The organism is Thermofilum pendens Hrk 5 (assembly GCF_000015225.1).
GTDB classification, from domain to species: domain Archaea; phylum Thermoproteota; class Thermoprotei; order Thermofilales; family Thermofilaceae; genus Thermofilum; species Thermofilum pendens.
Genome location: NC_008698.1, coordinates 1,270,277 through 1,289,809, shown reverse-complemented (window position 1 = coordinate 1,289,809; position 19,533 = coordinate 1,270,277). Strand labels below are relative to the sequence as shown.

The 19,533-nt window shown below is 55.0% G+C and carries 17 protein-coding genes and 2 CRISPR repeat arrays (1 of these 19 running past the window's edge); of the genes, 16 read left to right on the top strand and 1 reads right to left on the bottom strand.

From position 1 onward, the window contains the following. Positions 1-63 precede the first annotated feature (63 nt). The 16 genes from TPEN_RS06845 to cas1 all read left to right on the top strand — a co-directional run bounded on the left by TPEN_RS06845 (position 64) and on the right by cas1 (position 16,184). Positions 64-471 carry a PaREP1 family protein gene (locus TPEN_RS06845; protein WP_011752997.1) on the top strand — a complete coding sequence of 136 codons (408 nt, stop codon included), beginning with the start codon at positions 64-66 and terminating at the stop codon, positions 469-471. A gap of 189 nt (positions 472-660) precedes the next feature. After that, positions 661-2,334, top strand: a complete 1,674-nt coding sequence (locus tag TPEN_RS06840; RefSeq protein WP_052885254.1) for an NEW3 domain-containing protein — start codon at positions 661-663, stop codon at positions 2,332-2,334. A 4-nt stretch (positions 2,335-2,338) separates the two neighbouring features. After that, positions 2,339-3,286, top strand: a complete 948-nt coding sequence (locus TPEN_RS06835; protein WP_011752995.1) for an ABC transporter ATP-binding protein — start codon at positions 2,339-2,341, stop codon at positions 3,284-3,286. Further along, a complete protein-coding gene (locus TPEN_RS06830) occupies positions 3,280-4,197 on the top strand; it encodes an ABC transporter permease (protein WP_011752994.1) in 918 nt (305 codons plus the stop codon). Before TPEN_RS06835 ends, TPEN_RS06830 begins: the two co-directional genes overlap by 7 nt. 119 nt (positions 4,198-4,316) lie before the next feature. Continuing rightward, entirely contained in the window at positions 4,317-4,778 is a 462-nt protein-coding gene (locus TPEN_RS06825; RefSeq protein WP_011752993.1) for a hypothetical protein, read from the top strand. A gap of 30 nt (positions 4,779-4,808) precedes the next feature. Then, a complete protein-coding gene (locus TPEN_RS06820; protein ID WP_052885253.1) occupies positions 4,809-5,990 on the top strand; it encodes a hypothetical protein in 1,182 nt (393 codons plus the stop codon). Then, on the top strand, positions 5,965-6,408 hold the full coding sequence (locus tag TPEN_RS06815) for a hypothetical protein (RefSeq protein ID WP_148678007.1): 444 nt from the start codon (positions 5,965-5,967) through the stop codon (positions 6,406-6,408). The genes TPEN_RS06820 and TPEN_RS06815 overlap by 26 nt, the downstream gene beginning before the upstream one ends. Position 6,409: 1 nt before the next feature. Beyond that, a complete protein-coding gene (locus TPEN_RS06810; protein ID WP_011752990.1) occupies positions 6,410-6,997 on the top strand; it encodes an ATP-binding cassette domain-containing protein in 588 nt (195 codons plus the stop codon). A gap of 399 nt (positions 6,998-7,396) precedes the next feature. Further along, positions 7,397-7,904: a CRISPR direct-repeat array (repeat unit 24 nt; unit sequence GTTCAAAATCAGCAAGACTAAGAG). 174 nt (positions 7,905-8,078) lie between these two features. Then, entirely contained in the window at positions 8,079-9,929 is a 1,851-nt protein-coding gene (locus TPEN_RS06805; protein WP_011752989.1) for a hypothetical protein, read from the top strand. After that, on the top strand, positions 9,930-10,406 hold the full coding sequence (locus TPEN_RS06800; RefSeq protein WP_011752988.1) for a hypothetical protein: 477 nt from the start codon (positions 9,930-9,932) through the stop codon (positions 10,404-10,406). It begins immediately after the preceding gene. Then, a complete protein-coding gene (cas7d, locus tag TPEN_RS06795; protein WP_011752987.1) occupies positions 10,403-11,527 on the top strand; it encodes a type I-D CRISPR-associated protein Cas7/Csc2 in 1,125 nt (374 codons plus the stop codon). Before TPEN_RS06800 ends, cas7d begins: the two co-directional genes overlap by 4 nt. Positions 11,528-11,541: 14 nt before the next feature. Further along, a complete protein-coding gene (locus TPEN_RS06790; RefSeq protein ID WP_011752986.1) occupies positions 11,542-12,222 on the top strand; it encodes a hypothetical protein in 681 nt (226 codons plus the stop codon). A gap of 10 nt (positions 12,223-12,232) precedes the next feature. Beyond that, positions 12,233-14,338, top strand: a complete 2,106-nt coding sequence (locus TPEN_RS06785) for a DEAD/DEAH box helicase (RefSeq protein WP_011752985.1) — start codon at positions 12,233-12,235, stop codon at positions 14,336-14,338. A gap of 20 nt (positions 14,339-14,358) precedes the next feature. Next, positions 14,359-14,640, top strand: coding sequence for a CRISPR-associated endonuclease Cas2 (gene cas2, locus TPEN_RS06780; RefSeq protein WP_011752984.1), 282 nt, complete (start codon positions 14,359-14,361; stop codon positions 14,638-14,640). A gap of 40 nt (positions 14,641-14,680) precedes the next feature. After that, the gene (locus TPEN_RS06775) at positions 14,681-15,199 is read left to right on the top strand and encodes a hypothetical protein (protein ID WP_052885251.1); all 519 of its coding nucleotides are present in this window, start codon (positions 14,681-14,683) and stop codon (positions 15,197-15,199) included. 1 nt (position 15,200) lies between these two features. Beyond that, the gene (gene cas1, locus TPEN_RS06770) at positions 15,201-16,184 is read left to right on the top strand and encodes a CRISPR-associated endonuclease Cas1 (RefSeq protein ID WP_011752983.1); all 984 of its coding nucleotides are present in this window, start codon (positions 15,201-15,203) and stop codon (positions 16,182-16,184) included. Positions 16,185-16,294: 110 nt separating this feature from the next. Here the strand turns inward: cas1 and TPEN_RS10195 are convergent, their stop codons facing one another. Beyond that, positions 16,295-16,720, bottom strand: coding sequence for a hypothetical protein (locus TPEN_RS10195; protein ID WP_425358382.1), 426 nt, complete (start codon positions 16,718-16,720; stop codon positions 16,295-16,297). Between the two features lie 2,125 nt (positions 16,721-18,845). Beyond that, a CRISPR array of direct repeats spans positions 18,846-19,533; the repeat unit is 24 nt; unit sequence CTCTTAGTCTTGCTGATTTTGAAC (it continues 888 nt past the right edge of the window).

Sequence of the window (19,533 nt, the reverse complement as noted above, 5' to 3'; positions counted from 1 at the left end):
TCGCACAAACCAGCTTCAACCCCAGCCCAAAAAGCTTAACCCTCCCGAGGCGAACAACCGCCCGTGGACACAGCCAGGACCACGAGGCTCATTGAAGAAGCAGAAAACCTCCTGAGGGTAGCCCTCGAAGAGTTCGAGAAAGGCGTCAAAGAGGGAAGCGACGAGGCAATCAGGGACTCAGCCGAGAAAGCCTGGCGCGCCGTAGCCAAAGCGGCAGACGCACTCCTACTCGCCAAGGGCTTCAGCGAGGAAAACATCGAGACCCACAGGCAGAAAAGGCTCGCCCTCGAAGAACTAGCCGCGAAAGACCCCGAAGTAGCGAGGCAAGGCTTCAAGGACAGGTTCATGGCTAGAGAATACACGCTCCACGTAAGATGCTTCTACGACGGAGAGTACACCTTGAGCTCCCTGAGAGAAGAGTTGGAGAAGGCCAGGCAGTTCGTAGAAGACGTGAAGAAAGCCACCGCCTAGAAGGCGCGCCGGCGAGGTCTTACAAAAAATAAAAAATCAATGCCTTCGAAGAAAAGTCCATAGAAAGGTGCTATGACCCTTAAGGCAGGCGGTAAAGAAAGAACTCTCCTCCATACACGTTACGCTCTCCTAGCGCTGATGATCATACTGGTTATGACTCCCCGTCTATTAACCGCGCAAAGCACTAGCGTGAATGTACATGGAGTAGTCGTTGACCCGAGGGGGGCGCCGATAAGCGATGTATCAATACTGATCTTCGGCGAGGATAACACTCTTGTCGCCAGAGTTAAAACCAGCATGACGGGTGACTTTTGGGCTTTACTGGCTCCAGGCACGTACAAAGCTTCCCTAATTAAAGTGGGCTACGAGGCTAAAACCATTTCCTTTAGCATTTCCGGCGACAGGCTACACGTAGAGCTGGGAGAGATCACCCTGGATTACAGCCTCTCAGTCTCCGTAGAGCTCAGAGATGTAAGAGCCAGCTGTCTTTCCACGCTCCGCATACCGGTGGTTTTGGCGGAGAAAGGTTCGAGAGAAGAAACCGTCACCCTCTCGGCGAGCGCACCTTCCGGGTGGACCGCTGGCTTCTACCTGGGAGACCTCGAGGTGAAAAGCATAGTCTTAAGCCCTGGGCAGACCTTGAAGCTTGACCTAGTGCTGAAAGTACCTTACAACGCCTCCGGTCGGTACAACATAACGGTAGACGTTCTTGGATACACTCTTCAGAGGAGAGTGATCACAGTCGACATCGAGCATAGAGACCCCCAGCTCGTAACATCTACCTACCTAAGCGTAAAGGCGTCTCCCGGCTCAACGGTGAGCCTCGACGGTTTAGAGATAACGAACAAGCTTCCCGATAGGACTTCAGGGGTAGTCTTCCTGCTACTACCGAGCCGGTGGTCAGGGAGTATTCTCGACTCAACTAGCGGCAATAACCTCTACAAGCTCTCCTTGAACCCCGGAGAAAGCGTGAAAGCTAAAGTCGTCCTGCAGATCCCCGATACCGCGGCACCGGGTAACTATACAGTAGGCGTTGTGTTCAGAGGCGTGGACCCGTACTTCGAGTCGAAGCTCTGGCTCAACGTTACCGTCGTAAAGGGAAAGCCCCTCGCGAAGCTAGAAACCGAGACTCCTTTCCTCAACACCTACGCCGGCCGTAGTGCAAGCTTTCTCGTCACTACTAGGAATATCGGCGAAGGAGACGGAGTCGTAGAGCTAGTCGTGAAAGGACTGCCGCCCGGCTACAGCTGGCGTATAGAAGACCTTAACGGGAATGTTATCTCCAAGCTGTACCTGAAGGCGGGAGAAAGCAGGCAATTAAAAGTTGTCGTAAGCGTACCTCTCCTCGCCGAGCCCTCGGTCATTCCTTTCATACTCGAAGCCAACACGAACTATTCTCGTGTAAGCCTACCTCTCAACCTGGGAGTTATGGGAAGCTACAGCCTCGAGTATACAACCCAGAACTTCTACTTGGAGGTGACATCGGGCTCTTCGGCCACCTTCCAATTAGGGGTCAAAAACACCGGCTACAGCTCATTAACAAACGTAAGAATAGAGGTGTCTAACGTGCCGAGGGGGCTCCGCGTAAACATCTCTCCAGAAGTCGTTCTATCGCTTAAAGCCCAGGAAAACGCCAACTTCACGGTAACAGTTTACGCAGAGCCGGACGTAAGCGCTGGAGACTACTACATAACCTTGAAGCCGCTGGCCGACCAGCTCAGCGAGGATCAATCCCTAGTTGCAACGAGGCAACTCCACGTATACGTAAAGACGGGGGCCGGCGCGGTATACATAGGGCTGGGAGCTCTACTCGCACTAGTAGTGCTTTTAGTCGCGGTCTACAGAAAGTTCGGCAGGAGGTGAGAGAGTGGAGCTCGCCGTGGAAACAGATAGGCTGGTCAAAGTTTATAGGGACAGGGGATCCGAGGTCAAGGCTCTCGACGAGGTTAGCCTCAGAGTGCCGGCTGGAAGCATCTTCGGCATATTCGGGCCCAACGGTTCCGGGAAGACCACGCTTATATCAATCCTCTTGGGCTTGATTTTACCCACGAGGGGTAGCGCAAGGGTGCTGGGGTACGACGTTGTAAAGCAGTCCCTAAGCGTGAGAAAGAGGGTGGGGTTGCTACCCGAGGCCTTCGGCTTGTACGAGCACATGACCGCGCTTGATAACCTAGTATTTTTCGGGCTACTAGACGAGGTGCCGAAAGGCGAGGTCGAGAAAAGGGCCCGCGAGGTCCTCGAGCTCGTAGGACTGAGCAATAAGGCGGGCGCAAAGGTCTCCACTTTCTCGAGGGGCATGATACAGAGGCTGGGGCTAGCGCAGGTTCTCATGAAAGACCCAGACCTCGTAATCCTCGACGAGCCGACGATGGGCCTCGATCCAGACGGCATAGAACTCCTAAAGATCCTAGTGCTAGGGCTCAGGGAGAGGGGCAAGACCATAATGATATCCACGCACCTCCTCCACGAAGTCGGCAACATCTGCACGCATGCAGCGATAATCAGGAAGGGTAAGGTATTAGCTCAGGGTAGCCTCGAGGAAGTTACACGAGAACTCGCAGAAAAGCAGTATTCAGCCTACGCGGTGAGAAGGACGGATTACTCCGAGAGGCTCCTCGAGGAGCTCCGCTCGCTCCCCGAAGTCATAGTTACGGGGCACGGCGGGAACACGATCAGGGTTTTAGCGAAGAACGACCGCGTCTCCGCGCTCATCGAGGTCGCTGAAAAGCACGGAGCCGCCGTAGAACCCTTAACATACAGGGAGGTAACCTGGGAAGACGTGTACCGCTTCTACCAGGGTGGTGCTAGGTGGTAAGCAAGGTGCTAGTAATCGCGAGGAAAGAGTTTGCAGACACGGTTTCAAGCAGGAGGTTCTGGATCGTGGTCGCAGTCTTCCTGCTCGTATTCCTGTTCAACACGGTCTCCGTCTACCTAAGCTTCAGGGCAGGCCAAATCCCCCAGGAGAGGGACCTCTTCCTAGAGATAGGACGAGGCATAGTAGCATCCCTAGAGGTAGCGGCGCCACTCCTCGGGATAGCCCTGGGCTTCAGCGCCATAAGCGGGGAAAGGGAGAGGGGGACGCTGAGGCTCATACTCTCAAAGCCCGTGTACAGAGACGTCGTAGTAAGCGGCAAGGTGCTAGCCTCGCTAGCATGCATCACGCTGGTAGTGTCGGGCGCCTCGCTCCTAGCGGTGCTAGCCTCGGCCATCCAGGGAGTAGCGGTGATGCCCGACCACATCGTTCGACTCGCGATATTCATCGCGCTCGCTACGCTCTACGCGCTAACGTACTACGCTTTCTCCCTCCTAGCCTCTATACTCTCCAGAAAGTCAAGCCACTCCTTGCTACTAAGCCTAGCCGTCTGGGTGTTCTTCGCAATAGCTTTACCCGCGGCATCGATAGCCATAGCCTCGCTACTAGCAGAGCCCCCGCCACCCACTACCACCGGCCTAGCCGAGTGGCTGAGCAGAGTCATTCAAACCTCCCTCACCCTGCAGTACTTCTCTCCCAACCTGCACTACGCGTCACTAGGCTACCAGCTTTTCGGCATTAGAATAACTTTCACCGCCAAAGGCAACGTCGTAGAGGTAACAGAGTACATTGGGAAGATAGACCCCGTACGCCTAGTCGTCACGCAATGGGCGGATTTAGCACTTCTAGCGCTGTACTCCCTTATGGCTATCCTAGCATCATACATAGCATTTGTCAACAGGCAAGAAAAATGAAGGGAGAACGTGAAGAAAAATTTCGAAATGTTTCAAAAATATTAAGTAATTCTTTCAAAAATTCTGCCAAAAAAAAAATAAAAAACCTTTTCACAGAAAAATCGCCGAGGGGGACAAACATGAAAACAAAGCTCAGGAAGTACGCCGCGTACGCCGCATTCACAGTGATAAACGGCTGGCTCTGGGCAATAGCTATTACGGCCATAGTCGTAGCCGCGAACATGCATGCAGGGTTCAGCGCAGACCCCCTCGTCAAGCGCTACCAAGCCGCAGGCTACACCGAGTACTCCGCGACCCCCATCCTCTTCGCCGCAACGTTCGCAACCTCCGCCCTAGCAATCACCAAGGCCCGCGATAAGAGAAAAGTCTACTACCTCGCACCCGCCCTCGCAATAGCCATAACCATAATTGCAATTGGGCTAGTAACCGCGCTAATCATCGACAGATCTGCACAGTCTTGTAAAGACATGTGTGGTCCTAATGGTGTAGAATATTGGAGCGTCCGAGGACCTTATATTAATCTGAATGGTAGTATAACCGTAGACACGGGCGGCACTGTCTGCCGTTGTAGAGGAAAATAATTTTTCTTCCTTCTTCTTTGTTTTAAAGAATTGGGTGTCAGGGCTGTGCAATCCTCCCTCTTCAGGGTTGCCAGGGTGCTGTCCTTTTTTACCGCGCACTTCCTAGGAAGCTTCGAATACCTACTCGCGCTCGCCCTTCTGCTTCTGGCTATTCCTTACCGCGGCTCCATAGCCCTGTTCATGAACAGCCTGCTGGACCTCGAGGGGAGGCTAGGGCTGGAGGGCGCCCTCATACCTTTCTCAATGTACATTTATATGCGCGCGCTTTACGCGAAGATGCCTCAGCTATCCCCGGTGGCGTCCAGGACCATTCTCGGGAAAACGCTGTACGCCGTTGCCCTCGTTACAGTCTCGGCGCCCCTCACTCTCTTAACGGTGCCCCTCTTCTCGCTGTACAGGCAGTCCTACCTGGTATCCGTTCTCGCGGCTGTAGCCCTTGCAGTCGCGCAGGTATACGGCACTACCCCGCTCCTGGTAGCAACCGCTCTCGTGGCCCCAGTAAGGCCTGTCGACGCGATCGCAGTGCTCGTTTTCGAAGCCTTGTCTAGGCGCGAGAGCCTAGCGGTAGTCAAGGTGGGAAGAGAGGTTATGACGACGGCTGGCTGGCTCTACAGGGTTCTTGCGCTGGTCTTCGCCCTACTCATCGTCTACCTAGTCTCCGCGCACGGCTCGCCGTCTCCCAGCTGCCCGTGCGAAGCTAGGGTTACGAGCCTTCTCGGACCCGCGATCGAGTGTAAAGGAGAGTGCCCCGACGACGTAGCGCTCATTGTGCGGTCCCTCATAGCGTCCCTAGGCGTGGAGTACTACCTCGTGCTCCTCGCCGTCGCGAGCCTCGACTCCTACCTGGACTCCTACCTCAGGTACCTCTACGTCCTCGGCAGGAGGTTTAGCGCGAAGCCCCTAGTTACGCTTGTAAACCTGGTCGCTCTCAGCGCGCCGCTAGCCATACTCCTCCCCGGCTTCGAGGCGGCGGGTAGCCTGTACGCTCTCCTGGTGGCCACCCTTACCCTGTGGGTCTTAAAGCCGGACATCTACCGCTCCAACGGGCTACTAGCATACTACCTCGTAACTATCCTAGCGCTGTTCCTCCTGGTACCCGCGCTCAGCCCGCTCGCAACAGTAGCGGGCTACTACGCGCTCTTAGCGCTCGCCCTGCCCATGCCCCTAATCCCATGGGCGGTGGAGTATGCGAGGCACAAGCTTGGTTGCTAGAAGGGACGTCCCAGGCTTCCTGAAGGCCCTGACGGCAAAGCTACTAGGCACGTGGCTATCCCGGCTACTCGTACTGCTCCTGCTCGCCGCCTCCCTGGTAGGCGTGTTAACAGGGTGCTACTCGTGCATCGCGAACGTAGCAGAGATCGTGCTCGCGTTCTTCGCATACGCGTACGTCCACGAAGTCGCCCAGTTCCTCTTCATCGACTCCGACGTCGAAGTAGCATACGAGGACGGCGCCCTGACGCTACGCGCCGTGGGAGAGCCCCGCTGGCCCAGGCTCGCGGTAGCTTGCGGGATCGTAGCCCCAGGCGTCCTCGGCGCCGCCGCGCTGGGCTCCTTCCCCGCGTTCGGCCTAGTAGTCCTGCTACTAACGCTTATAACCCTACTCAGGTACCTTGCAGACGAGGTGGAGTAGAGTGCTGGAGCTGAGAAACCTCGTTGTCGGCTACTCGGAGCCCTTAACGAAGGCCCTCAACCTCCAGTTCGAGAGGGGCAGCGCCATCGCATTCTTCGGCCCGAACGGCGTTGGCAAAACAACCCTCCTGAAGACCCTTTCAACCCTCCTAGAGCCGCTGGAGGGGTACGTCCTGCTGAACGGGGAAGCCGCCGAGAAACGCAGGCAGAGGATATTCTACCTGACAGAGCTCATCGACGTCCCCCTACGCGTAACCGCGAAGCAGTACGTAGACGCGGTCTCCGGCTTCTACCCGGACAGCATAGACTCCCTGGAAGCCTTAAGGCTCGCGGGAGTCCCACCCAACGTGAAGCTCGGCAAGCTCTCAATGGGCATGAGGAGGAGGGCCCAGCTAGCCGCGGCGCTCGCAGTCGCACCCTACGTGGAGCTAATGTGCCTAGACGACCCATTCGTAGGCGTAGACGCGCAGAGCTCCTCGAGAATACTCGAGCACTTCAAGCGAGACAACTACGTGCTCGTCGTAGCCTCTCGAACCCCGGTAGAAGGGCTTGAAAACATAGACTTCTCGACACTCAAACCCGAAGAGTAGCGGCACAACCCACGCGGACAAAAAGCCCCCGAAGCCCACCCGCGAACAAACCCCGCCAGCACCGCCGGAAAAACAGTCCCAACACCCTCATCCAAGCACGCCGCCCGGCGAGGTTTTGCGTACACAAAACAGCACGCGAAAACTAGCCGCAAACCCGCATTTCAACCCTTAAAGCCTCTGCTTGGGAAGGCTTATAAAGCGTTGACGGTGTCAAGGTTAAAGGTGTTTCGGGGATTTTTCCTTTGCCAGTCCTTCCCGTTGGATTGATATGACGGCGTCATTTATAAATGTTTTTCGGGGATTTGTTCTCAACGGGAAGAAGGGAACAGAAAACGTTTTATACCGCCACAGAGAAATGTTAAGCAGGGCTTCGGGAAGAAGCCCCCACAAACCCCCTCAGTTCAAAATCAGCAAGACTAAGAGCCGACCCTCCTCGCCAGCTTTACCGCTATGACGGTTCAAAATCAGCAAGACTAAGAGACGTGACGTCTGCTCATTAGGCTCGCAATCTTCTCAACGCCGGTTCAAAATCAGCAAGACTAAGAGCTAACTTGAGAATCCACAGCAGATCTTTCGGTGCTTCGTTCAAAATCAGCAAGACTAAGAGAGCCCGTCGAATACCTGCTCCAGAGCTTCTTCTTTCCTTGTTCAAAATCAGCAAGACTAAGAGTAGAGGTAGTGTTCCGGGTCGGCAGGAGGGCCCACAGTTCAAAATCAGCAAGACTAAGAGGCCGGCAACCAGAGAAGAAGCTCGTGTCCAATTCGTTCAAAATCAGCAAGACTAAGAGAGACACCTCTCAGTGAAATTGATGTCTAAGTCAGTTCAAAATCAGCAAGACTAAGAGCGTAAGCCATGCCTCGCGTGCGGGGATCCCTGCTTCTTGTTCAAAATCAGCAAGACTAAGAGAGAGGACTCTGCGAAGTGTTGGGTCGAAGAGTTTTAATTGACAAGACTGAAAGTGTTGCTCTGTGAACGTCTATAGCTCGCGGTTTTTGAAGGAGCCTTTGAATCGTGAGCAATTTGGTTTAGTTTCAGTGTATTCTGTTAGAAAAGTTTATGTAGACTTTAGGGTAAGAGAAGATGCAAAGTGGAGGGGGCTTCATGGACGCGGGCTCTCGCGCGACGATTGCCTACTCGTTGTTGCCTCCGCCTCTCTCGGCTTTGCCGGCGAAGTACTGGACTAGTATCAGCCTCTTGGTTCACGGTTACAGCGTGGGGGCGCTGTTCCAGGAGCTCGTCGCAGGGGTGGGGGAGTGCGCGGGGGATGCCCCCGGCGAGGATGAGGCGTTCATACTGGGGTTTATACACGACCTCGGGCAGAAGCTGGGCGTACTCGGGAAGGCCTCTTTGAAGAGGGTTGAGGAGTGGGTTAAGGATAGGCTGGAGTTGCTGGGCGTAGACGGTGCATCGAGGCTTGCGAGGTATGTTAGGACGAACCCGGCTGAGACCATGGCTGATCCAAGCTACCCCGGCTGGGTCTGGTCTTTGCTGAGGTTTGCGGACAGGGTTCAGGGTTCCTCCTCGCCCGCCGATATGTTTTCATTGGTAGAGGATCTCGGGAGAGACTTGAACAAGGAGTTGCACGCGACCTTGTTGAACGTGAACGTGCCCCACGTGTACCTGAGGGCGGCTATCTCGTACTACGTGTACCGGGAGTTGAGGAGTAGGAGAGAGGAGCTGGGAGTTTTAACGGTTATCTCGACTCCCTTCGGGATGCTCGTTGTATCCGAGAAACCTCTACAACTCACTGTGGAGTGGAGGGAATTCGCCGAGAGGGGCTTCTTCGGGGAACCGATCATTCACGACGTTCTCGCCGATAAGCTGGCAAAGTTCGCGGAGTGTTGTGACCAGCGCGCGTGTGTCGAGGAGCATTCCAAGAAAGGTGAGAAGTCCAAGGATCCGACATATAGTGGCTTCAAGAAGAAAGACTGTGAGAAATCCGTGCTTTTTGGCAGGAAGGTTTCGGCCTACGAGGTTACATTGCTGTATTACGGTGGCAGAAACGTTGACACGATGTTCCTAGGCTCCAGCCCCGTCCTTCCCAGTGATGTATCCGTGAACCTCGGGTTCGAAGGCGTTGATTACAGAGATGGCGGCAAGTTCACCTGCGTTATCTGCGGTTTAAAAACCGAGTCGGCGGTCACCGTTGGCTACGCTAAAACCCTCGCTGAGCTAGTCGGGGCCCGCGCCCCGAAGACCGAGAAGTGGACGAGGCGGTCCCCGCCCCGCAACCTCAATCAACTCTTCGGTAGCCTCAACGAGGGTAGCATGTGCCCGCTCTGTATGGGCGACTACCTGTTGTACTTAAGGATGGTGAAGCGGTCTACGGGTAGCGACGTGGTCTCAGCGTCTTTTAGTGCTTCTACCTCTGCAATAGCTCTGGAAGACTTGGCTAGGATACTCGGTGCGCTCGTATCGGGTGGCATTGACGTTGACGCCTTGGAGTCTCCAGACTCGTTCGCTGAAAGCCTGGAGGATGTGCTTAACATCGGTGGAAACTTTTACACTGACTGGTTCTCTTCCAGGATATTTGCCTTTGGAAACTTTAAGGGTAGAGGTGAAGAAAGGATAGTGAACATCGTAAGCAGAGCGGGGCTAGTGATATCCGCCGGGCTTTACCCGCTCACGGTCTCCGACCACGTGCCGCTAGATAACCCCGGCACGCTGTTCAGGTCGGACATTGGCGTTAGGAGCATTTACTCCTACAGTCCCGCCGACAGAAACCTGGGGAGGTACACCCCGTTCGTGGCGCTCGCAATGGCTTTCCTAGGCGAGCTGGGCGCTAGGAAGGGTCCCGCGTCTTCTGCCCCCACGGTGCTCGGCGTCCTCGATTACCCGCCGAGCCTAGCCCCGCTGATGGCGCAGTATGCGTCCCCCTCCGCTTATTCTGAGCTTTTCCACGTTATTAGCATGCTGGAAGAGGTGGTGTAGGTGGCTGTGAATTTGATCGACAAATGTAGGTACGACTCCTCTAGGAGCATAAACTACTACACAGAGCGCTTGGCAGGGTTAATGTCTGTTGTCGGGCAACGGCGAGGCGGCAGGTCGACCCACGCGTACACCAAGGAGGTGAGGAGGGCTTTGGAGACGCTTGTAATCTACGCGTGGGGGAAGGACGAGCTCATACCCGAGATTGCCAGGGCCCATATACCGGACGAGCTGAGAAGCCGAGTTGCCAGAGAATGCTTCGCCAGCTTGCTGGAGGGGCTTCTCAGAAAGTTCGTGGAGGCTTCTAAGGATATCTCCGTTGGATCTAGGATAGAGCTTATGAATATCGTGGTATCGTCTATAGCAGAGATGGCTATGCACCGCTCGTTTCCTCCATACGTGGAACAGTTCTTGTCTGAGGTTTTTCCCCGGGAACCGGGTAAAGTTGAAAATGTTGTTGAAACAGGTGAGTCGGAATGAGTGGTGAAAAGAGGGACGTGTTGGCGGAGCTGGGGCTGGGCGACCTTAGACCCTACCTTAGGAGCATCGGGGATAAGGACAGGATCTTTCCAAAGGCTCACAGGATAGAAGTAGTCTTCCTCGTGAGGGCCGCGAACTACCTGTTGCTTAGAACGGAGGGCGCCGGCACGATAAACATGACGACCTTGGAGTACAGCGGAGGCGCGATGGAAGTTCCCGTCATACAGCCCCAGAAGCTCATGGCGGTTACGAGGAGGCAGATGCTCCAGTTGCTGAGAGAGTACAGGGACTCTCTCGACGAAGTCTCGAAGAGGTGGCTCGTTCAGGAGGTAATCGGGAAGGCTAAGGATCTCGGTTTCAAGAAGGTTAGCGAGGAGTGGAACTGCACGATTCAGCCTCCGCTCGCGGAGTTCGGGGAAAAGGCTACCGACATAGGCATGGACGGGTTCTGTCCTCACTGTACGATTTTCGGAGCCGCGCTCACCGAACAGCACAACGAGAAGTTCGGTGGGCTTAGCATCGGTATAAAGACGAGGGTTAGGTTCGACCCGGCGTTTGCAACTCAGAGGAGAATTACCCCGGAGACTCACAACAAGGTCACGGAGGGCCACCTCTCTATGACCGGGCAGGCACTCTTCAGCGAAGTGCACGTGGAGCCCGGAACCGTGTTCATCGGTAGAGCCGAGCTCGTAGACCTGACAGAGCCCGAGCTGGTAGCCACGCTGTACTCGCTGGCAACTCTCCGCGAGCTCGGAGGAAGATCCGGCATTTACGGAACGGTCAGGGTCGAGATACTGGGGGTAAAGGCTGGAAAGTACGCTTCGACGACAGCGTACGACTTGGCTGCCGAGAACGCCGGGAAAGGGTATGAAGAAGTCAAGAAGAACTTGAAGGAAAGGCTGGAGAAGCTCGGCTTCACGCCCGTAGATAATTCCAAGTTGCTGGCAGCCGTCGACCACAAGGATCCCAACGGTCTCTTCAAGGATCTGTGGAGGAGCAGTATAGACTTCGCCGAGAAGATGGTTAAGTGGGTGGAGGAGCTAAAGGGCGGAGGTCAGAAAGGGTCGGGTAAGAAGTCAAGGTCGAAGAAAGCCGAGCCCGAGGAGTCTGAGGAGGAGTAGCGCCGGCGACCGGTATGGTGTTTTTCTACCGCGCGGAGCTCAGGCTAAAAGGCTTTCTCTGGTACCATACGCTGGCGAGGGCTACTGAGAGCTTTTACACGCACAGCGTGGTACCTGTGGTGCACAACTACGGGTTAACGCTCGCCTTAGCGGGCTATGACGCTGACCCAGCATTCGGCTACGTCTCGATATACGGGAGGAAGGGCTACAGGTCTCTGCTGGAGCTGTTCAGGGAGCACGGTGTCTACGCCTACCCCGCTATCGCCAAGAGGGCTTACACGCAGGAGGTTATCATGTCGGCGATAGGGGAAAGCACCGTGCAGGCGAAGGGGAAGGGGAGGCTGTCCTACCCAGACTTCACGAAGAACGTTGTCCTCGCGCCGGGCAGCATACTTGAAACCTTGATAGTATCGGAGGGCGAGCTACCGTCTAGGTTCGCCGTCAGGATTGGCGCTAAGAGGGCGGGTACCCTCTGGGTGGAGTTGACCCGGGTTCCCGTCGACATAGCTAACAACAGGAAAGTTACACACCCGTTCAACGTTAACGATGTTGTAAGGGTTGACGGTTACACGGTTCTGTTGCGTCACGAAGCGGGAGACGTGGGTATATTTGGGGTCGCAGAGGAAGCCTACGTGGTGCCGGTGAGGGATTCAAAGACTAAAGAGGTTGTCGTCCCTGCTTTGAAGCTCGAGTGAGCCCGGGTCTATGTCCGTGGAAGAGCTGGTGATACGGGTAGACCCCGTCTACACCCCCTACAGCAAGCCGGAGAGACTCCTCGGATCCTACAAGCTCACGGAATTCCAAGTCGAGGTATCCAGGGAGCTTGGAAAGCGCTCAGACGTCCTGCTCGTCGCTCCGACGGGTTCCGGGAAGACCCTCACGCTCCTGCTCTCGCCGGGCCTCGATGGAGAGGATTTCCCGGGCTTCGTGGCGCTCTACCCGAACAACGTTCTACTGCAAAACCAGATGGAGACCGTTGCCTCGGCGCTCTCGGAGGCTCTGGGCGCTAGACCCTTGGAGGGCTTTGGCGGAGACTCCTCTCTCCTAGTGTACGAGGTGCCCGCTGAGGTGGGTTGCGACTTGGACGCCGCGGTGTGCGGCTCGAGGTACGTTGCCCTGCAAGCACTTTCCGGGAGGTTTATCGTAGGGGACCCCACGAAGAGGGACTTCGTCTACAAGCAGGCGGAGATGCTTTACAAGCTCAGCAGGAAGGGCGGGCTTTACCACGTCGTTTTCGCGACGCCGGATACGTACCTTCTCATCTACACGGGCGCCTACAGAGACTTCGAAGACGTCGGTAAAACAGTCCACAACCTGCTTGTGAGTCTGGCGGCGGGCAAAGACGAGCGTGCACTCGAGGACGCTTTGAGGAGTACGAAGACCGCTACGCGCTTCGAGCTGAGCAAGATACAGGGCGTGAAGGAGAGAGTGCTCGTGCACCCCGTATTCGTGGACGAGTTCCACCTCTACGGCCCATACGAGGTCGACGCACTACACGCGGTGATCTCGATGTTCAAAAGCGATACAAACCTACCGGTCGTCTTCTCCTCGGCGACGCCCGCAGACGACATACTAGAGGAACTCCAGGACGCCGGCGTCAGGCCGAGCCGCGTTGAAGCTAGGGTCTCCAAGGGAGAAGGGTTCGGCGTTAAGGGACCCATGGAGCTGGTCTTGCACCCGGTCGAAACGGAGAAGAAGGGTATAGGTGCGTACTACGAGGCCTCTGAGGCTGTCCAAGAGATAGTCTTGGAGAATCTGCGGAGGGATCTCGAAGGCTTCGGTGGGGGGAAAGCCTTGGTAATACTCGAGAGGCTCTACGCCGTCGCCGAGCTAGCCGTCAGGCTTAAGGGTGAAGGCATACCGTGCAGGTGCATCGCGAGCGACATCGTCACGAGGAACCTCGTCGGTGCCTGCGTTGAGGAAGCACAGGTAATAGTCGGTAGCGAGGCGACATCCCAGGGAGTCAACCTAGGCCCCGTGAAGCTAGGGTACATGGGGGGCGTCGCGGCCGAGGACGTTGTACAGAGGCTAGGCAGGGTTGGGCGGCGCGGCGTCCCGTCGAGGGTGCGCCTCGCAGTTCCCGCAAAAGTACTCGAAAAGCACAGCCCCCCGGACTCCACGGACTACGCGGGGCTGGTAAAGTGGGTCGGCGAGGCGTTTACGAACTACGCGAGGAGGAAGCGCGACGTAGTGCATTTTCTCAGCGAGAAGATAAGGAGGTTCAGGAGGAACATCATACGTGCCGTCGGGGCAGTCTCACTGGCAAGGGTGTCCGGTAACACCAGCGCCTTGAGGAACCTCGGGATAAGTGGCTCGGAGGCCGCGGAGATGCTTGAAACGTTCGTGGGACCCCCGGAGCAACTGTCTAGGCTGGTGATGTTCAGGAAGAGCGGGTTCAGCGTGAGGTACACGGTGGAGGGTGGCTCCGGGGAAGGCGAAGACTCCATAGGGCTTATAACGAGAAACTTCGAGATCGTCGGCTCCGAGAGAGGAGTTCTTAAGATCCGGCTAAAGCGCGCAAGGGGGAGCCTAGTTATAGAGAGTAGCGGTAACCTGAGGGGGCTCAGCCAGAAGATCGTGGATCTCGCGGATTTCCTCAGGCTTACCCGCGGGAGGCTCATAGTGGAGATGGGTGACGGCGAGGTAGAGCTGGCCCGCTGGAAGGAGGGGGGCGTGCTTCGACGCGGAGACGCAATGGTCTACGTTCTTGAGCAGGGACCCGAGATCTCCGAGTACATAGCGTACACGGGCGAAGGTGCATCTGTGCGCAATCCACAGACTGGGCGTAGCTACGCGGTTATCTTTATCTAACCCGGGGAGCGGTATTCACCGTGATAGTGATCGTCGCCTATGACATCTCCGACGAAGACAGGAGAGGCAGACTGCGCAGATATCTTAGGAGGCTGGGCCTCGCAAGAGTTAACAGAAGCGTCTACGCTGGGCCTGGAACAGCTACTACAGCAGAGCTCGTGGCAGAGCGAGCTAAAGAAATCGTTGAAGAAGGCGATTCGGTGTTCGTCATCGTTGTTAGAGAAGATGAATACCAGAGGGCACACGTATTTGACGGCAGAGATTACTACATCGTGTCGGAGCGAAAATACGAAGTATACTAGGCTCAACCAGCTAGCATGGGGCATACTGTGCCCCCACGCCATGCAGCTACTCTGGCACGGCTCAGCACCCCTAGACCAGTTCGAGTACCCGACCGCCGAGGAGTCCAAGAAAAGACACAGAGCCGTTCTCTCCGCGGCTAAGGAAGTAGCAGAAGATCTAGATTACGCGGTGCTCGATTGCGAAGAAGAGTACGAGCACCGCATAGGGTTCAGGAGGGGCGAGGAAACCCTCTGCGCGCTGTCCAAGGCGGACGCTGTCTGCACGTTAGCGCTCAAGGGAAGGCTCCTAACGCTGTACCTAGAGGTCTCCTCGTCTAGGATAAACGTCGCGAAGCCGTGGCAGGCCCTGTTGCGGGGGCTGGCCCTCTACTACGAGAGAAGGCTGCCTGTACTCGTCGTCGTAGTATCGCCACGCGAGCTAATCTACAAGCTGGTCTCCAGCGTCGACCAGGAGAGGATCCTGCGGCGCGTCTTCGGGCTTGAAGGGGGCGCGGCGCTCTCTCCCAACCTTTGTAGCCTCTGCGAACTGGTACACGTGTGCCCGTACAGGCTGGTCTAGGATGAGGTTGCTCGTGCTACGCGGCGTAGACGAGGTGACCGTGAGTAGCAGGAGCACGGTGGTGATCAAGTCCGGGAACAGGGTGTTCGAGCGGGCTCTCAGGGACGTCGACGCAGTCCTCGTCGTGGGCTCTGGGATCAAGATATCGTCCTCCCTCCCGCCCGTGTTGGCGCTCCACGGCATACCTCTCTCGATACTCGCGAAGGGGCACGTCGCTGTGCTACTGAACCCTGTCGGGACGAAGTATAACAACTACAGGGCCCTCCAGTACACGTTGCCGAAGAACAAGGCGCTCGCAATCGCGCTCGAATACCTCAAGTCCAGGGTGCGCGGAATGGCGAGCATAATCAGGAACCGCGGGGGAAGGCTCCCCGCGCTCCCCGAGCCTCCCGACCCAGCGCTCTACGAAGACCCGGCGAGGCTCGAATCGGACATAAGATCCTGGGAGGCCGCCGCCTCGAACACCCTCTGGGACGAGGTCTTCAAGCTACTGGACCCATCCGCGGCCAGGGAGCTCAGAGAGAGATACGGCTTCGCGGGGAGGAAGCCCGGGCACCCGGACCCCCTCAACAAGGCTATCTCCGCCATGTACGCAGTCCTCTACACGCTCTCGACGAAAGCACTCGTAGCCGCCGGGCTAGACCCCACCTACGGCTTCCTGCACAGAACCCAGTACAGCGTGCCGCTAGCGTTCGACTACGCCGAAGCCTTCAAGCCCTTAGCAGTGGAAGCCGCGCTGGACCTCGTAAACGAGGAAGGCCTCCCAACGCTGAGCGAAGACGGCGACCTCGACAAAGACTCCCTCAACAAGGCCATGAAGAGGCTCTACAGGTACCTCTCAGCCAAGCACAGGGAAACCGGGAAAACACCCTACCAGCAGATACACCTGAAGGCATTCTGCCTCGCAAAACACCTGGAAGGCAAGTGTAGCAGAGAAAAACTCGCCTTCACGTGGGACAAAAAGCGCTACATAATACACGAGTAAAGCAACCCCAGCCCCCAGACCCCAAAGCAGAAACACCCAGCCGCAAACCCGCATTTCAACCCTTAAAGCCTCTGCCTGGGAAGGCTTATAAAGCGTTGACGGTGTCAATTTTAAGAGTTTTTCGGGGATTTCTCCCTTGCCAGGCTTTCCCGTCGAATTGGCATGACGGCGTCATTTATAAAAGTTTTTCGGGGATTTCTTCCCAACGGGAAGAGGGGAGGAGTTAATCTTTTATACCTCCACAGAGAAATAAAACCCGGATTTGCGGGAAGAAGCTCCCGCAAACCCCTCAGTTCAAAATCAGCAAGACTAAGAGCCTCCTTTGCCCACGGCATCGGTAGGTCAGGTCCACGTTCAAAATCAGCAAGACTAAGAGTAAAGAATTCTTCAACGCTGATTCCCCCGGCCAGTTCAAAATCAGCAAGACTAAGAGCGCTTGCGTAAAGCGTCTGTCCCGTCGCCGCCACGTTCAAAATCAGCAAGACTAAGAGAAGGGACATTATCGTTGCATCAGGCTCTGGTACACCGGCGTTCAAAATCAGCAAGACTAAGAGTGTGCAGGTCTATCAATCTCGTGCTCATTTTGGGTCGGTTCAAAATCAGCAAGACTAAGAGTAGTCGTCGATTATTTGCCGTGCACGTTTCAGCGTGTTCAAAATCAGCAAGACTAAGAGTGATAGTTTACACACCACATGTATAAATCTTTTAGTTCAAAATCAGCAAGACTAAGAGATGTTAACCACTTCCTCAGACCTCTTAACCATAACGTTCAAAATCAGCAAGACTAAGAGGAGCCTGGGGAGCCGCGAGGAGAAGTAGTCGCCGCGGGTTCAAAATCAGCAAGACTAAGAGGATAAGGGAGATGGCGCTCAAAGAGTGCGCAAGTAAGAGCGAGTTCAAAATCAGCAAGACTAAGAGTAAGCAACGCGCACGTGCTACACCCGTACCCGCTAGTTCAAAATCAGCAAGACTAAGAGACGAGATTCTGGTTCAGATAGCGAGTTATCTGTTCAAAATCAGCAAGACTAAGAGCTGTTGCGCGAAACAACGTCCGCTAGGAGCAACCACGCGTGTTCAAAATCAGCAAGACTAAGAGTAAAGCCGCCTAGCCAAAAACCGTGCCAGAGCCTGTTCAAAATCAGCAAGACTAAGAGGAGGGTCTGCGACAGCGCCTTCACGATTACGGCGCGTTCAAAATCAGCAAGACTAAGAGTCCATGCCGTCGAGGTGCCCGAGGAGGAGGTCGAAGTTCAAAATCAGCAAGACTAAGAGTGATTTTGAAACGCTGAATTCTGCTTTCATTTTTCTCAGTTCAAAATCAGCAAGACTAAGAGGGAGGCTCAGGAAGCTCGGCTTCAGGGTCTACGTGTTCAAAATCAGCAAGACTAAGAGCCGCCCCGGAGGGGGCCATCGTGTACGTCGGCTACAGTTCAAAATCAGCAAGACTAAGAGTACTCTTATTCTGGGGCCAGACCTCTCGTTCATCTGTTCAAAATCAGCAAGACTAAGAGGTGTGAGTGCGTGAACGCGCGCGAGCAATCCGTCAATGTTCAAAATCAGCAAGACTAAGAGCTTGGCTAGCACACGACGCTGGGCAGGGTCAAGTTCAAAATCAGCAAGACTAAGAGATTTTATGCGCGTAACCACACGGCGCGCTGAAGGATCGAGTTCAAAATCAGCAAGACTAAGAGGGGACGTCTACGCGTCATGGAACTGGAGGCCGCGTTCAAAATCAGCAAGACTAAGAGCGCGAGCCATGTTTCGCGTGCGGGTAGTCCCGTTTCTTCAGTTCAAAATCAGCAAGACTAAGAGACCTCAAGCTTTAAGAAAAAGCCCAACCCCTTCGCCTCGTTCAAAATCAGCAAGACTAAGAGAGCAAACGTTTTGGCACTATTTCGTGCAGAAGCCGTTCAAAATCAGCAAGACTAAGAGGCCTCCTCCACAGCATCACCGCGCCTATGTGCGTGTTCAAAATCAGCAAGACTAAGAGAAGCTCGCCCCGCCCCCCAACGTGGACAGGAGGACCAGTTCAAAATCAGCAAGACTAAGAGAAGTTGTCCGTGTTGTCCGGCTCAAAAGAATTAGTAATAAACCATACATGCACACGTTCAAAATCAGCAAGACTAAGAGGAAGCCGGACGGGACCAAAACGGCGTCGAGCTTGTGTTCAAAATCAGCAAGACTAAGAGGCGAGCAGTGGACGTACAGAGTGAGGTATTGAGCTCGTTCAAAATCAGCAAGACTAAGAGCGCTGAGCGTGCCGCGCGCGTATTGGGAAGCGTGTTCAAAATCAGCAAGACTAAGAGAGGTTTCTTTACTTTTCTCGGCTTTCTCCATGCTCTGTTCAAAATCAGCAAGTGTAAGAGGGTAACAGAAGAGGTTGCATTCTCTAATATTCTTGTTCGAAAAATCGTGAAAAGTTTAGAAAAACGATCAATTCAATCAATTTTTAGAGCCCAATCTTTCCGCTAAAACTGCCTCAACCTTATCCTAGACTGACGATGCGAGGAGCGGTTCCCGAACCTCTCGGCGCCCGTTTCTCCAGCCTACGCGCAGACACCTACGGGTAGCCACCTCGAACAAGGCACGCGCCTCCTCCTTGAATGCGCAGGAAGAGCCGAAGAGCTCCTGCGGCAAGAAAGGTCTTGTCAAAAATTAAGCCTCTTAGTCTTGCTGATTTTGAACCGAAGGTAACCCGTTCTGGAGCCAGTCCCTCAGCGTCTGCGCTCTTAGTCTTGCTGATTTTGAACGAGGGAGAGCCGAGGAAGGAGGGGAAACGCGCCGAGCTCACCTCTTAGTCTTGCTGATTTTGAACTAGCGCTAGACCTCGGCGACCTCTTCAACGCCGCCTCCTCTTAGTCTTGCTGATTTTGAACACGGCGTCTCAAGCATCGCATGGCCCCTCAGGTTCTCTTAGTCTTGCTGATTTTGAACAGGCTCTCTTACCTCTCTCGCGCTCTCCCCTAGTAGCTCTTAGTCTTGCTGATTTTGAACGCGCAGTAGTCAACTACGGGTTAGACCTCGCATGGTTCTCTTAGTCTTGCTGATTTTGAACTACTAAGTGCGGCGCTCTTGAAACGATAAGCACTCTTAGTCTTGCTGATTTTGAACGTGAACGTGAGGAAACAGCTAGCCGCGAGGAGCGCTACTCTTAGTCTTGCTGATTTTGAACAAATTTCTAGGAGGTTTGCGTACCCATTGTGCACTCTTAGTCTTGCTGATTTTGAACCTAGCCGCGATTCTAGCCACGAATTGTACTGCGCCTCTCTTAGTCTTGCTGATTTTGAACTCATAGGATCAACAGGCTGCGGAAAGACGACGTTCATTCCTCTTAGTCTTGCTGATTTTG